This window comes from Sphingomonas corticis (assembly GCF_012035195.1).
GTDB classification, from domain to species: Bacteria; Pseudomonadota; Alphaproteobacteria; order Sphingomonadales; family Sphingomonadaceae; genus Sphingomonas; species Sphingomonas corticis.
The window spans coordinates 19,902-32,723 of sequence record NZ_JAAVJH010000009.1 but is presented as its reverse complement, the minus strand read 5'-3'; the positions used below and the strand labels follow the sequence as shown (position 1 = coordinate 32,723).

The following is a 12,822-nucleotide window of genomic DNA, read 5'->3' as shown; positions in this document are numbered from 1 at the left end:
GGGATCAAGGATGCACCGCTCGCTCGTGACGCCGCTGGCGCACGCTCTCGCCCTGGCGCTCGCCGCGCCCGCCCTCGCGCGGGCTCCCGCTCCCGCCGCCGCGCCGGCCGTCCCGGTGCCCGCCGCGATCACCGCGGACGGCGTGCCCGCGCTGCCGGTCGCGCTCGCCGATCGCGTGCGCCCCTATCTCGAATCGCGCTCGGCCGCGCCGGTGGACTGGAACCCGGTCGACCGCTCGCTGCTGGTCACCACGCGCTTCGCCAACGTGGCGCAGCTGCACACGGTGGCGCAGCCGCTGGCGATGCGGCGGCAGATCACGTTCGAGGCGGACCGCGTCTCGAGCGGCAGCTACTCGAAGAGCGGCGACGTGCTGGTCGTGCAGAAGGACACCGGCGGGGGCGAGTTCTTCCAGCTGTATTCGCTCAAGGATGGCCGCCTCTCGCTGCTGACCGACGGGAAGAGCCGCAACACCTTCGGCGCGTGGAGCAAGGACGGGCGCCTCGTCGGCTACAGCTCCACCCGCCGCAACGGCGCGGACACCGACCTGTACGTCATGGACCCGCGCGATCCGAAGACGGACCGGCTGGTCGCGCAGGTGCAGGGCGGCGGCTGGTCGATCCTGGATTTCGCGCCGGACGGCGCCCACGCGGTGGTCGGCAACTACCAGTCGATACAGAAGTCGACGCTCTACGACCTCGACCTGTCGACGGGGAAGCTGACCGCGATCACCGATCCCAAGGCCACGGTCGCCTGGGGCGATGCCCGCTACGCACCGGACGGCACGCTGTTCGTCACCAGCGACAAGGGTTCGGATTTCCAGCGGCTCGGCACGCTCGATCCGAAGACGGGCAAGTTCGCTCCGATAGCGGCGGAGACGAAGTGGGACGTCGACGAGTTCGACGTGGCCGACGACGGCAGCTTCGTGGTCTACAACGTGAACGAGGCGGGGCTGAGCCGCATCCGGCTGCTCGATCCGAAAACGGGGGCGGTGCGCGAGGTGTCCGGCCTGCCCGCGGGCGTGGCCGGCGGGCTGACCGTCGCGCCCTGGGGCACCATCGCGGTCAGCGTCAGCGGCGCGACGACGCCGGGCGACAGCTTCGCGATCGATCCCGCCACTCTCGCGGTCACGCGCTGGACGCAGAGCGAGACCGGGGGGCTGGACCCGGCGACCAATCGCGCGCCCGAGCTGGTGGAGGTGAGGAGCTTCGACGGCACGCCCGTCTCCGGCTTCCTGTACCGGCCCGATCCCGCCAGATTCCCCGGCAAGCGCCCGCTGCTGATCGACATCCACGGCGGGCCGGAGGGGCAGGAGCGGCCCTATTACTCGGGCGCCGGCAATTACTATCCCAACGAGCTGGGCATCGCCGTCTTCTACCCCAACGTCCGCGGCTCCAGCGGCTACGGCAAGCGGTTCGTGGCGATGGACAACGGCCCGTTCAAGCGCGAGGATCCGCTGAAGGACATCGGCGCCTTCCTCGACCGGCTGGACAGGGACCCAGGCATCGACGCCGCGCGCGTGGGCGTGCAGGGCGGCAGCTACGGCGGGTACATGTGCTACGCCGCCGCGATCCGCTACGGCGCGCGGCTGAAGGGGGCGAACTGCATCGTCGCCATCTCCAATTTCGTCACCTTTCTCGAGAACACGCAGAGCTACCGCCGCGACCTGCGCCGGGTCGAGTACGGGGACGAGCGCGACCCCCGGCAGCGCGCGAAGCTGCTCGCGATCTCGCCCATGACGCGGTCGAAGGAGCTGACCATCCCGCTGATGGTCGTCACCGGCGCCAACGATCCGCGCGTGCCGCAATCGGAGGCGGACCAGATGGTCGCGGCCGTGCGCGCCAACGGCGGACAGGCGTGGCACATCGTCGCCGCGGACGAGGGCCACGGCTTCGCGAAGAAAGCGAATCGCGATTACGCCTTTCTCGCCGAACTCGCGTTCTGGCAGCGCCATCTGCTCGGAGAGGAAGTGAAGTGACCGATTTGCCCCCGCTGCGCGCCGCCATCGTGCCGGTGACGCCGATCGAGCAGAATTGCACATTGATCTGGTGCACGGCGACGATGCGCGGCGCGATCGTCGATCCCGGCGGAGACCTGCCGAAGATCCAGGCGGCGGTGGCGCAGGCGGGCTTCACCGTGGAGAAGGTGCTGCTCACCCACGGCCATATCGATCACGCGGGCGAGGCGAAGCCGTGCGCCGACGCGTTCGGCGTCCCGATCGAGGGCCCGCACGAGGACGACCGCTTCTGGCTGGCGCGGCTGGAGGAGGACGGGAAGAACTGGGGCATCCGCGGCGTTCCGTTCGAGCCCGACCGCTGGCTGTCCGACGGCGACACGGTGACGGTGGGGGACCTGACGCTGGACGTCTACCACACGCCCGGCCACACCGCCGGCCACGTCATCTTCCACCACGCCCCGTCGAGGTTCGCGCAGGTCGGCGACGTGCTGTTCCAGGGATCGGTGGGGCGCACCGACCTGCCGCAGGGCAACCACAAACAGCTGATCGAATCGATCGTCACGAAGCTGTGGCCGCTCGGCGACGAGACCGCCTTCATTCCCGGCCACGGCAAGCCCTCCACCTTCGCGCACGAGCGGCAGTGGAACATGTTCGTCAGCGATTCGGCGCTTTCGGCGTAGCTCCCCGGCTCCCTCCCAATGGGGAGAGGGAGCAGTCACGCACCGTACGCCAGCACCAGCGCCCAGCCGGCGAGCGCCGCCGTCACGGCCCAGGTCGACAGGATCCCGCCAGCGCGGAAGGGGTTGGGCGAAGGGCGGGTCATGCCGATCGCGTGCGCCAGTCGCCCGACCACGAACACCGCGCCCGCGCACCACAGCCACCACCGCGCCCCGCCCGACAGCTCGATCGCGGCCAGGAGCACCAGCACGATCGGCGCGTACTCGGCGAAATTGGCGTGCGCGCGCATCCGCGCCGTCATGCCCGGATCGCCGCCGTCGCCCACCGCCACGCCCCTCAGGCGCCCGGGCACCACGCGCGAGGCCAGCCACAGGTTGGCGATCGCGCAGGCGGCCGCGATCGTCAGCGTCACCGGTAACGGCATCCATCCCCCTCCCCATCGATGGCGCGAGCGTGCCACCCCGCGCATCGGGTTGCAACGTGCCCGGAAATCGGTATAGGCGCGGCTGCTTCGCGATGCGTGCCGATGCCCGGCTGCTCTGCCGCGGCCGGCTCTCGTGTCGGCCGCGCGGGCGTCGGCCCGGCCCATCGCAACCGATAACGTTGAAAGACAAGGTGCCGCGATGGCCGTCCCCAAGCGAAAGACTTCCCCCTCCCGCCGTGGCATGCGCCGCGCGCACGACGCCCTGTCGGTCGAGGCGTTCCAGGAATGCCCGAACTGCGGCGAGCTGAAGCGCCCGCACAATCTGTGCACCGCGTGCGGCCATTATAACGGTCGCGAGGTTATCTCCGTCGACGCCTGAACCCTTCGGGCACGACAGGAGCAGGATTTGCCATGACCGACAGCCCCGGGAACGTTCCGCGCATCGCCGTCGATGCGATGGGCGGTGACGAGGGGCTGGCGGTGATGCTCGCCGGCGTCGCGCGCGCGCGGCGTCGCGCCGCCGAGGCGCAGGGCGGCGAAATCCGCTTCCTGCTGGTCGGCGACGAGGCGGCGATTCGCGCCGGCCTGTCCGCGCACCCCAATCTCGAGCGTCACTCGGAGATCGTCCACGCGCCCGACGTGATCGCGGGCGACGAGAAGCCGAGCCAGGCGATCCGCCGTGCGAGGACGACGTCGATGGGCGTCGCGATCGACTGCGTGAAACAGGGCCGCGCCGGTGCCGCGGTGTCGTCGGGCAACACCGGCGCGCTGATGGCGATGGCCAAGCTGTCGCTGCGCACGATGCCGGGGATCGATCGGCCTGCGCTGGCCGCGCTGCTGCCCACGCTGGGCGACAACGACGTCGTCATGCTCGACCTCGGCGCCAACACCGAGTGCGACGCGAAGAACCTGATGCAGTTCGCCGTGATGGGCGCGGCCTATGCGCGCACCACGCTGGACCTCGCCTCCCCGCGCGTCGCGCTGCTGAACATCGGCAGCGAGGACCAGAAGGGCACCGGGGAGATCCGCGACGCGGCCGGCGCGCTGCGCGCGGCGACCCACCTGCCGATGACCTTCACCGGCTTCGTCGAGGGCGACCGGCTGTCGCGCGGCGAGCACGACGTGATCGTGTGCGACGGCTTCTCCGGCAACATCGCGCTGAAGACCGCGGAAGGCACGGCGCGCTTCGTCGGCGACCTGCTGAAGCGCGCCTTCACCAGCTCGGTCCGGTCCAAGCTCGGCTTCCTGATCTCGCGTCCGGCGACCGAGCTGCTGCGCGACCATCTCGATCCGAACAATCACAACGGCGCGGTCTTCCTCGGCCTCAACGGGCTGGTGCTGAAGAGCCACGGCAGCGCCAACGAGCTGGGCGTGGCGACGGCGATCGGCAATGCGGTGAAGATGGTCCGCGCCGACCTCGCCCGCCGCATCGCCGAGGACCTGGGCAATTTCGACGCGAGGGCTGCGGCATGATCCGTTCGGTCGTCACCGGCACCGGCTCTGCGCTGCCCGCGCGCCGCGTGTCGAATGCGGAACTGGCGAAGCAGGTGGACACCACCGACGAGTGGATCGTCGAGCGCACCGGCATCCGCTTCCGCCACATCGCGGGCGAGGGCGAGACCACGGCGACGCTGGCGGCGGAGGCGTGCCGCCGCGCGCTGGACGCCGCCGGCACCGCGGCGGCCGAGGTCGACCTGATCGTGCTGGCCACCGCCACGCCCGACCAGACCTTTCCGGCGACGGCGACGAAGGTGCAGGCGATGCTGGGCATCGACGATTGCGTCGCCTTCGACGTCGCGGCGGTCTGTTCCGGCTTCCTCTACGCGGTGCAGGTGGCGGACAGCATGATCCGCGCCGGCGCGCACCGCCGCGCGCTGGTGATCGGTGCCGAGACGTTCAGCCGCATCCTCGACTGGGAGGACCGCACCACCTGCGTCCTCTTCGGCGACGGCGCGGGGGCGATCGTGCTGGAGGCGCAGGAGAGCGAGGAGAAGGCGGGGCGCGGCATCCTGGCCGCCAAGCTGCACGCCGACGGGCGCCACAACGAACTGCTCTACGTCGACGGCGGCCCCTCGACCACCGGCACCGTGGGCAAGCTGCGCATGAAGGGCCGCGAGGTGTTCCGCCATGCCGTCGTCAACCTCGCCTCCGTCATGGAGGAGGCGCTGAAGGGCATCGACCTGACGCCCGCCGACGTCGACTGGGTCGTGCCGCACCAGGCGAACGCGCGCATCCTCGATGCCACCGCGCGCAAGTTGTCGCTGCCCGCCGAGCGCGTCGTCGTCACGGTGGACCAGCACGCCAACACCTCCGCCGCATCGGTCCCGCTGGCGCTCGACACCGCGGTGCGCGACGGGCGGATCCGGCCGGGACAGATCGTGGTGCTGGAGGCGATGGGCGGCGGCTTCACCTGGGGCGCCGCGGTGCTGCGCTACTGATCGACGAATTTCGTTGCGGAGCGCGGATCTCCGCGTGAAAATGGCCACCTTCTGAGGGGAGAAGCTAGGACATGACCGAAGCCGGGACGCTGACGCGGGCGGATCTCGCCGAATCGCTGCACAAGAACATCGGACTTTCTCGCGCCGATTCGTCGCGCATGGTGGAGCAGGTGCTGAGCTGCATGTGCGACGCACTGGGCCGTGGGGAGAACGTGAAGATCTCCGGCTTCGGCACCTTCGTGCTGCGCGACAAGGGCGAGCGCGTCGGGCGCAATCCCAAGACCGGGGTCGAGGTGCCGATCGCACCGCGGCGCGTCCTCACCTTCCGCGCCAGCCAGATGATGCGCGAGCGCATCATCGACGCCGGCTGACGCCGGGCGATCGGTCCGCGTGGCGTCGGACGAGAAATCCGCCGCCGCGTTCCGCACCATCGGCGAGGTTTCGGCCGCGACCGGCGTCGCGCCGCACGTCCTGCGTTATTGGGAGGCGCGGTTCCCGCAGCTGAAGCCGGTGACGCGCGCGGGCAATCGCCGCTACTACCGGCCGGAAGACGTCGCGCTGGTGCAGCGCATCGCCAGCCTGCTCCAGCACGAGGGCTATACGCTCGCCGGCGTGCAGAAGCTGCTGAAGGCGAAACCCGCGGTGGCGGCGCCGCCCGACGACCTGCGCGCGATCCGCGAGCTGCTGGCGCGGGCTCTGGCGGAGAGCTGAGCCGGCCTCGCACCCGTCCGTCACCCCGGACCTGTGCCGGGGTCCATCGTGCCGCGTAACGAGCGGCTGGGCGCCTGGTGCAGCGTGGATGCCGGAACGCGCCGGCATGACGATGCATCGGGGGCACTGCGCCCAGGCCCGGTCCCGCTACCGCCCGATGCCGCGCGCCAGCATCGCGGCCACCACGTCGGCGACATCCGCCACCGGCCGGTCGTTGCTCCACACGCCGTAGCGCAGGCCGAGAAACACGTTCATCCCCATGATCGCCCAGGCGTGGACCTCGTCCACCGTGTCGACGATCTCGCCCCGCGCCGCGGCGGCGCGCAGTCGCGCCTCGATCCGCTCCGCGGTAGAGGAATAATGGCGGCGGAAGCTGTCGGGATCGACGAATTCCGATTCGTCGATGATGCGGTAGATTTCCTGGTGCGCGCGCACGAAGTCGAGGAAGGCGGCCAGGCCCGCGCGCTCCGCCGCCACCTGGTCCTGCGCGCCGCGGATCGCGGGGGCGACATGGTCGCGCACCTGCGCCGACAGGTCGTTCACCAGCGCGCGGAAGAGCGCGTCCTTCGAATCGAAATAGGTGTAGAAGCTGCCCAGCGCCACGCCCGCGCGCCGCGTGATCCCGCTGATCGATGCCTCGTGGAAGCCGCGCTCGCCGAACTCCGCCAGCGCCGCGTCCAGGATCGCGCGCTGCGTCCGCCGTCCGCGGTCGGTGCGCGGCGCCTTGCGCTCGGCCTCCTCCGCCCCCTCCCCCGTCACGTCCATCGTGCTTCCTTGCCGAGCCAAGTTGAAACCCGGTTCAGGTTTCAGTATAGACCGGCGCCACGAAGGGCAAGCGCGTCGCAAAGACGTGGCAAGGGGAGGATGACGATGGCGCGAATCACACGCACGTGGCTGCACCTGGGCGCCAGCCTGGCGGCGATCGCCGCGACGCCGGCGATGGCGCAGGACGCCGCCGCCACGGTCGGCGAGCCGCAGGCGACGACGCCCGCGGAAACCGCGGCGGAGGAGGTGGGCGACGTCGTCGTCACCGCCCGGCGGCGCGAGGAGACGCTGATCGACGTGCCGATCGCCATGTCGGTGGTGTCCGGCGACACGCTGGTACAGACCGGCGCGGTGGACATCACCGCGCTGCAGGATCGCACGCCCAACCTGACGCTGCAGATCGCGCGCGGCTCCAATTCCACGCTGATCGCCTTCAGCCGCGGCGTGGGGCAGCAGGACCCGCTGTGGGGGTTCGAGCCGGGCATCGGCCTCTACATCGACGACGTCTACGTCGCGCGCCCGCAGGGTGCCGTTCTCGACATCTTCGACGTGTCGCGCGTCGAGGTGCTGCGCGGGCCGCAGGGGACGCTCTACGGCCGCAACATTATCGGCGGCGCGATCAAGTACGTGACGAAGCGGCTGGGCAACGAATTCGCGGGCCAGGCGCGTGCCAGCTACGGCTCGTACGACCAGATCGACCTCGTCGGGCAGCTGACCATCCCGCTGACGGATACGCTGTCGGTCGGCGCGGCGGTCGCGAAATACTGGCGCGACGGCTATGGCCGCAACCTGACGACGGGTGCGGAGCAATATGACAAGGACGTGCTCGCCGCGCGCGTTTCCGCCGAATGGTCGCCCACCGACGACATCTTCGTGCGCGTGGCGGGCGACCGCACGCTCGACCGCTCCAATCCGCGCCACGGCACGCGGCTGCTGCCCAACGGCACCGATCCGGTCTACGCGCCGACCCGCAGCGTCTACGACACCCGCGCCGGGATCGGCGATCGCAACCGGGTAGTCGCGCAGGGCCTGTCGCTGACGGGCGAGTTCGGCCTGTCCGACGCGCTGACCTTCAAGACGATCAGCGCCTATCGCGACGGATCGACCAACACCGTCATCGACTTCGACAACACCGCGCTGCCGACGCTGGACGTGCCGGCGGAGTATGACGACTGGCAATTCACGCAGGAAGTGCAGCTGCTGGTGGAGGCGGACCGGGTGCAGGGTGTCCTCGGCCTCTACTATCTCGACGCGAAGGCATCGGGCGCGTTCGACACCGTGGTCGGGCTGCTGAACACCACCACGCTGACCTCGGGCGAGGTGCGCACGAAGAGCTACGCCGCGTTCGGCGACGTCAGCTTCGACGTGACCGACAAGCTGAAGCTGTCGGGCGGGCTGCGCTATACCAAGGACGACAAGCGCGGCACGGTGTTCCGCCGCAACTACACCGGCATCCGCAGCCCGCTGTTCGGCAATGCGGCGGCGGTGCCGGGTCTGATCCGCACGGATTACACCAACGACCGCAGCTTCGACCAGTTCACGCCACGCGTCTCGATCAGCTTCGAGCCGCGCGACGACCTGAACCTCTACGCCTCGTGGGGGAAGGGCTTCAAGTCGGGCGGGTTCGACATGCGCGGCGACGCGGTGTTCACGCCGACGACCGTCAACGGCTACGAGCCGGAGAAGATCAGCAGCTACGAACTGGGCATGAAGGGCGCGTTCCTCGACCGCACGCTGTTCGTGAACCTCGCCGGCTATTACTCGCGCTACACCGACCAGCAGGTGACGGTGCAGGTGCCCAACGTGGCCGGCGGCATTGCCAGCTTCGTCGACAATGCGGGCAAGGCGGACATCTACGGCCTGGAGCTGGAGACGCGGATCGTGCCGTCGCGCGATTTCTCCGCGCAGCTGTCGTTCGGCTACACCAACGCCGACTACAAGGAGTTCCTGACCGTCATCGGCGGCGGCACCACGCCGGTCGACGTGGCGGACCAGCGCGTGTTCCAGAACACGCCGAAGTTCACCGTCAACGCTAGCGTCACCGCCTCGACCGACTTCGCCGGCGGGACGCTGTCCGTCACGCCCGACGTGGCGCTGCGCAGCGATGTAACGCTGTTCGAGATCCCCACGCCCGCGCTGGACCAGGACGGCTACGTCCTGGCCAACGCGTCGGTCAACTGGCTGTCGCCGGACGGGCGCTACCGCGTCGGCATGGCGCTGCGCAACCTGACCGACGCGCGATACCGCGTCGGCGGCTACAACTTCCCGGGCGCGCTCTTCGGCAATTCGATCATCGGCTATTACGGCCCGCCGCGCACCGCGACGGCCACCGTGGAGGTACGTTTCTGACCCACCCGTCCTCGCCCACGCCGGGGCGCTCGCGTCCGGGCGTGGTGCTGGCCATGCTGCTGCTGGTCTACACCTTCAACTTCCTCGACCGGCAGATCCTCTCCATCCTGGCGCAGCCGGTGAAGGCGGATCTGGGGCTGTCCGACGCGCAGCTGGGGATGCTGGGCGGGCTCGCCTTCGCGATCCTCTATTCCACGCTGGCCATCCCGCTGGCGCTGATCGCGGACCGGACCAGCCGGACGTGGGTCATCACGATCAGCCTGGGTGTGTGGTCCGCCTTCACCGCATTGTGCGGCGCGGCGCAGAACTTCGCGCAAATGTTCGCCTTCCGCCTGGGCGTGGGCGTGGGCGAGGCGGGGGGCGTCGCGCCCTCCTACGCGCTGATCGCCGACACCTTTCCGGCGGAGCGGCGCGCGCGGGCGCTGTCGATCTACTCGCTGGGCATCCCGCTGGGCGCCGCGGCGGGTGTGCTGCTGGGCGGGTACATCGCCGCCGCCGTGCAGTGGCGCGTGGCCTTCGTCGTCGTGGGCGTCGCCGGGCTGCTGATCGCACCGCTGTTCCGCTGGCTCGTCAAGGATCCGCCGCGCGCCGCCGCGCCGGTGGCGGAGCCGATGGGCCGCGTCTTCGCGATCCTCGCCGGAAAGCCCGCTTTCTGGCTGCTCGCTTTCGGCGCGGCGGCGGGGTCGATGTGCGGTTACGGCGTCGCCTTCTGGCTGCCGAGCCTCATGCAGCGCAGCTTCGGCCTGTCGCTGGTGGAGACCGGGCAGTTCATCGGCGCGCTGCTGCTGACCGGCGGGGTCGCGGGCATCCTGCTGGGCGGCGTGCTGGGCGACCGGTTGGGCGCGCGGGACCGGCGCTGGTACGCGCTGCTGCCCGCGCTCGCCTATGTCGCGGGCACGCCGCTGTTCGTCGCGGGCGTGCTGTCGGGCAGCGCGGCGGCGGCCTTCGCGCTGTTCCTGGTGCCGCAGGCGCTGGTCTACGTCTGGCTCGGCCCGGTGCTGACCGCGGTGCAGCACCTGGTGCCCGCGCGGATGCGCGCGACCGCCTCCGCCAGCTTCCTGCTGGTCAACAATTTGATCGGACTGGGGCTGGGCAGCTGGTTGATCGGGCGCCTGTCCGACGCACTGACGCCGGCCTACGCCGGCGAGGCGCTACGCTACGCCATCGCGGCGGCGCTGCTGCTCTACGTGGTGGCGGGCGTGCTGATGGCGCTGGCCAGCCGGCGCCTGGTGCGCGACTGGGTGGATTGACACGCACGAACATGCGTCCGGGCTGAGCGAAGTCGAAGGCTACGGTTCGACCGCGGCGGTGCTTCGACTTCGCTCGGCACGAACGGAGAGCGGTGCTACTTCGCCTCGCCGATCCGGCTGCCGTCGGCGTTCAGCCCCATGTCCTTCAGCATCGGCGCGATCTCCGGATCGCGGCCGTAGAAGGCGCGGAACATGGTCGCGTAATCCTGCGTGTCGCCTTGCGAGAGCACCATGTCGCGAAAGCGCTGACCGTTGGCGCGGGTCATGCCGCCGTTGCGCTCGAACCACTCATAGGCATTGGTGTCGAGCATCTTCGTCCACTGGTACGCGTAATAGCCCGCGGCATAGCCCGATCCGAAGACGTGCTGGAAATAGCTGGAACGGTAGCGCGGCGGCACGTTCGCCGTGTCCAGCCCGGTGGCGGCCAGCGCCTTCGTCTCGAACGCGTCGGCGTCCTGCCGCGGCTGGTCCGCGGTCAGCGCGTGCCAGCTCATGTCCATCTGCGCCGCCGCCAGCGCCTCGCCGACGCTATAGCCCGAGTTGAACGTGGACGCGCGCTTGATCCGCTCCACCAGCGCGGGCGGGATCACCTGCCCGGTCTGATAGTGGACCGCGTACTTGGGCAGAACAGCGGGATCGAGCGCCCAATGTTCGTTGAACTGCGACGGGAATTCCACGAAGTCGCGCGCCGTCGCGGTGCCCGACACCGACGGATAGGTCTGATTGGCGAACAGCCCGTGCAGCGCGTGGCCGAATTCGTGGAACATGGTCGACACGTCGTCGAACGTCACCAGCGCGGGCTGCCCCGCGGCGGGCTTCGTGAAATTGCCGACGTTGAAGACCACCGGCTTGGTGCCGAACAGCTTCGACTGGTTGACGTAGTTCGACATCCAGGCGCCGCCGCGCTTGTTGTCGCGCTTCCAGTAATCGAAATAGGCGAGACCCAGCGGCTGACCGTTCGCCTCGAACACCTCGTACACCGTCACGTCGGGATGGTAGACGGGGATGTCGGTGCGCTTCTTGAAGGTGAGGCCGTACATCTGCCGGGCCGCCTCGAAGACGCCGTTCTCCAGCACCTTCGTGATCTCGAAATACGGCTTCAGCTCGTCCTGGTTCAGGTCGTAGCGCGCCTTGCGCAGCTTCTCCGAGTAGAAGTCCCAGTCCCACGGCTGGAGCGTGAAGTCGCCGCCTTCCTGCTTCACCAGCGCCTGCAGCTCCGCCGCCTCGCGCTTCTGCTCCACGGCCAGCGGGGTGGCGAGCTGGCGCATGAAGTCGCTCGCGATCTTCGGCGTCTTCGCCATGCTGTCGGCCAGCGACAGGTCGGCGTAGGTGGGATAGCCGAGCAGCTTCGCCTTCTCCGCGCGCAGTTGCGCGATCTGCGCGATGATGGCGCGGGTGTCGTTGGCGTCGCCCTTGGTCGTGCGGGTCCAGCTCGCCTTGAACAACGCCTCGCGCGTAGGCCGGTCGGTCATCTTCGCCAGCAGCGGCTGCTGCGTCGTGTTCTGAAGCGGGATCGCCCACTTGCCGTCCAGCCCGCGCGCCTTGGCCGCATCCGCGGCGGCGGCGATCTCCGCCTCGGACAGGCCCGCCAGCTTCGCCTTGTCGTCGACCACCAGCGCGCCGGCCTTGGTCGCGGCGAGCAGTTTCTGGTTGAAGGTGTTCGTCAGCTGCGCCAGCTCGGCGTTCAGCGCGGTCATCCGCGTCTTCTGCGCCGGGGTCAGCTGCGCGCCGGCGCGAACCATGTTCTCGTAGGTCTTGACCAGGACGCGGGTCTGCTCCGGCGTCAAATTCAGCGCGGCGCGCTTGTCGTACAGCGTTTTCACCCGCGCGAAGAGCTTCGCATCGAGCGCGATGGCGTCGCCGTGCGCCGCGTACTTGGGCGCGAGCGCGGCCTCCGCTGCCTGGAGCGTGTCGTTGGTGTTCGCACCGGTCACGCCGTTGAAGGCATTGCCCGCGCGCTCCAGCAGCTGGCCCGAGCGCTCCATGGCCACGATCGTGTTCTCGAACGTCGGCGCCGCCCTGTTGTTGGCGATGGCGGCGATCTCGCGACGCTGCTCCGCCATGCCCGCCTCGATCGCCGGCTGGTAGTCGGTGTCCTTGATCCGGTCGAACGCGGGCGCGTGGTACGGCAGCGTGCTCGGCTTCGCGAAGGGATTGGCGGCGGGCAGGGTCTGTGCGCCGGCAGTTGAAGGGGCGGCAGTGGAGGTCATCAGGACGGCAACGGCGGCAAGGGAAAAGGGACGCATCGATGTT

Annotated in this window: 12 protein-coding genes; 9 read left to right on the top strand and 3 right to left on the bottom strand. The window is 69.8% G+C overall.

Going from position 1 to position 12,822, the window contains the following annotated elements; translation table 11 throughout:
* Positions 1 to 10 precede the first annotated feature (10 nt).
* Together HBH26_RS13965 and HBH26_RS13960 are read left to right on the top strand one after the other, a co-directional pair.
* Positions 11 to 1,975 (top strand): S9 family peptidase, encoded by a 1,965-nt coding sequence (locus HBH26_RS13965; protein ID WP_209308570.1) that lies wholly within the window; start codon positions 11 to 13, stop codon positions 1,973 to 1,975.
* Entirely contained in the window at positions 1,972 to 2,634 is a 663-nt protein-coding gene (locus tag HBH26_RS13960; RefSeq protein ID WP_338057383.1) for an MBL fold metallo-hydrolase, read from the top strand. The genes HBH26_RS13965 and HBH26_RS13960 overlap by 4 nt, the downstream gene beginning before the upstream one ends.
* A gap of 35 nt (positions 2,635 to 2,669) precedes the next feature.
* Here the strand turns inward: HBH26_RS13960 and HBH26_RS13955 are convergent, their stop codons facing one another.
* On the bottom strand, positions 2,670 to 3,056 hold the full coding sequence (locus HBH26_RS13955; protein WP_168135245.1) for an MAPEG family protein: 387 nt from the start codon (positions 3,054 to 3,056) through the stop codon (positions 2,670 to 2,672).
* Between the two features lie 199 nt (positions 3,057 to 3,255).
* On the opposite strand from HBH26_RS13955, the gene rpmF reads away from it, so the two are divergent.
* The 5 genes from rpmF to HBH26_RS13930 all read left to right on the top strand — a co-directional run bounded on the left by rpmF (position 3,256) and on the right by HBH26_RS13930 (position 6,205).
* The gene (rpmF, locus tag HBH26_RS13950) at positions 3,256 to 3,435 is read left to right on the top strand and encodes a 50S ribosomal protein L32 (RefSeq protein WP_168135244.1); all 180 of its coding nucleotides are present in this window, start codon (positions 3,256 to 3,258) and stop codon (positions 3,433 to 3,435) included.
* A gap of 32 nt (positions 3,436 to 3,467) precedes the next feature.
* Positions 3,468 to 4,529, top strand: a complete 1,062-nt coding sequence (gene plsX, locus HBH26_RS13945) for a phosphate acyltransferase PlsX (protein ID WP_168135243.1) — start codon at positions 3,468 to 3,470, stop codon at positions 4,527 to 4,529.
* Positions 4,526 to 5,494, top strand: coding sequence for a beta-ketoacyl-ACP synthase III (locus HBH26_RS13940; protein WP_168135242.1), 969 nt, complete (start codon positions 4,526 to 4,528; stop codon positions 5,492 to 5,494). The genes plsX and HBH26_RS13940 overlap by 4 nt, the downstream gene beginning before the upstream one ends.
* Before the next feature lie 71 nt (positions 5,495 to 5,565).
* Positions 5,566 to 5,865 (top strand): integration host factor subunit alpha, encoded by a 300-nt coding sequence (locus HBH26_RS13935; RefSeq protein WP_168135241.1) that lies wholly within the window; start codon positions 5,566 to 5,568, stop codon positions 5,863 to 5,865.
* 19 nt (positions 5,866 to 5,884) lie between these two features.
* The gene (locus HBH26_RS13930; RefSeq protein ID WP_168135240.1) at positions 5,885 to 6,205 is read left to right on the top strand and encodes a MerR family transcriptional regulator; all 321 of its coding nucleotides are present in this window, start codon (positions 5,885 to 5,887) and stop codon (positions 6,203 to 6,205) included.
* A 147-nt stretch (positions 6,206 to 6,352) separates the two neighbouring features.
* Here the strand turns inward: HBH26_RS13930 and HBH26_RS13925 are convergent, their stop codons facing one another.
* Positions 6,353 to 6,970 (bottom strand): TetR/AcrR family transcriptional regulator, encoded by a 618-nt coding sequence (locus HBH26_RS13925; protein ID WP_168135239.1) that lies wholly within the window; start codon positions 6,968 to 6,970, stop codon positions 6,353 to 6,355.
* 105 nt (positions 6,971 to 7,075) lie between these two features.
* Between HBH26_RS13925 and HBH26_RS13920 the strand changes: the two genes are divergently transcribed.
* Both HBH26_RS13920 and HBH26_RS13915 read left to right on the top strand, forming a co-directional pair.
* Positions 7,076 to 9,319, top strand: a complete 2,244-nt coding sequence (locus HBH26_RS13920; RefSeq protein ID WP_168135238.1) for a TonB-dependent receptor — start codon at positions 7,076 to 7,078, stop codon at positions 9,317 to 9,319.
* A 53-nt stretch (positions 9,320 to 9,372) separates the two neighbouring features.
* Positions 9,373 to 10,569, top strand: coding sequence for a spinster family MFS transporter (locus tag HBH26_RS13915; protein ID WP_168135334.1), 1,197 nt, complete (start codon positions 9,373 to 9,375; stop codon positions 10,567 to 10,569).
* A 95-nt stretch (positions 10,570 to 10,664) separates the two neighbouring features.
* Here HBH26_RS13915 and HBH26_RS13910 read toward each other — a convergent pair whose 3' ends face one another.
* A complete protein-coding gene (locus HBH26_RS13910; protein ID WP_168135237.1) occupies positions 10,665 to 12,815 on the bottom strand; it encodes a M3 family metallopeptidase in 2,151 nt (716 codons plus the stop codon).
* Positions 12,816 to 12,822: the final 7 nt, after the last annotated feature.

What these genes read in the sequence shown, in the direction of transcription:
- HBH26_RS13935 (WP_168135241.1), top strand. Translation starts at nt 5,566, where the DNA reads ATGACCGAAGCCGGGACGCTGACGCGGGCGGATCTCGCCGAATCGCTG.
- HBH26_RS13965 (WP_209308570.1), top strand. Translation starts at nt 11, where the DNA reads ATGCACCGCTCGCTCGTGACGCCGCTGGCGCACGCTCTCGCCCTGGCG.
- rpmF (WP_168135244.1), top strand. Translation starts at nt 3,256, where the DNA reads ATGGCCGTCCCCAAGCGAAAGACTTCCCCCTCCCGCCGTGGCATGCGC.
- HBH26_RS13915 (WP_168135334.1), top strand. Translation starts at nt 9,373, where the DNA reads ATGCTGCTGCTGGTCTACACCTTCAACTTCCTCGACCGGCAGATCCTC.
- HBH26_RS13940 (WP_168135242.1), top strand. Translation starts at nt 4,526, where the DNA reads ATGATCCGTTCGGTCGTCACCGGCACCGGCTCTGCGCTGCCCGCGCGC.
- plsX (WP_168135243.1), top strand. Translation starts at nt 3,468, where the DNA reads ATGACCGACAGCCCCGGGAACGTTCCGCGCATCGCCGTCGATGCGATG.
- HBH26_RS13920 (WP_168135238.1), top strand. Translation starts at nt 7,076, where the DNA reads ATGGCGCGAATCACACGCACGTGGCTGCACCTGGGCGCCAGCCTGGCG.
- HBH26_RS13910 (WP_168135237.1), bottom strand. Translation starts at nt 12,815, where the DNA reads ATGCGTCCCTTTTCCCTTGCCGCCGTTGCCGTCCTGATGACCTCCACT.
- HBH26_RS13955 (WP_168135245.1), bottom strand. Translation starts at nt 3,056, where the DNA reads ATGCCGTTACCGGTGACGCTGACGATCGCGGCCGCCTGCGCGATCGCC.
- HBH26_RS13925 (WP_168135239.1), bottom strand. Translation starts at nt 6,970, where the DNA reads ATGGACGTGACGGGGGAGGGGGCGGAGGAGGCCGAGCGCAAGGCGCCG.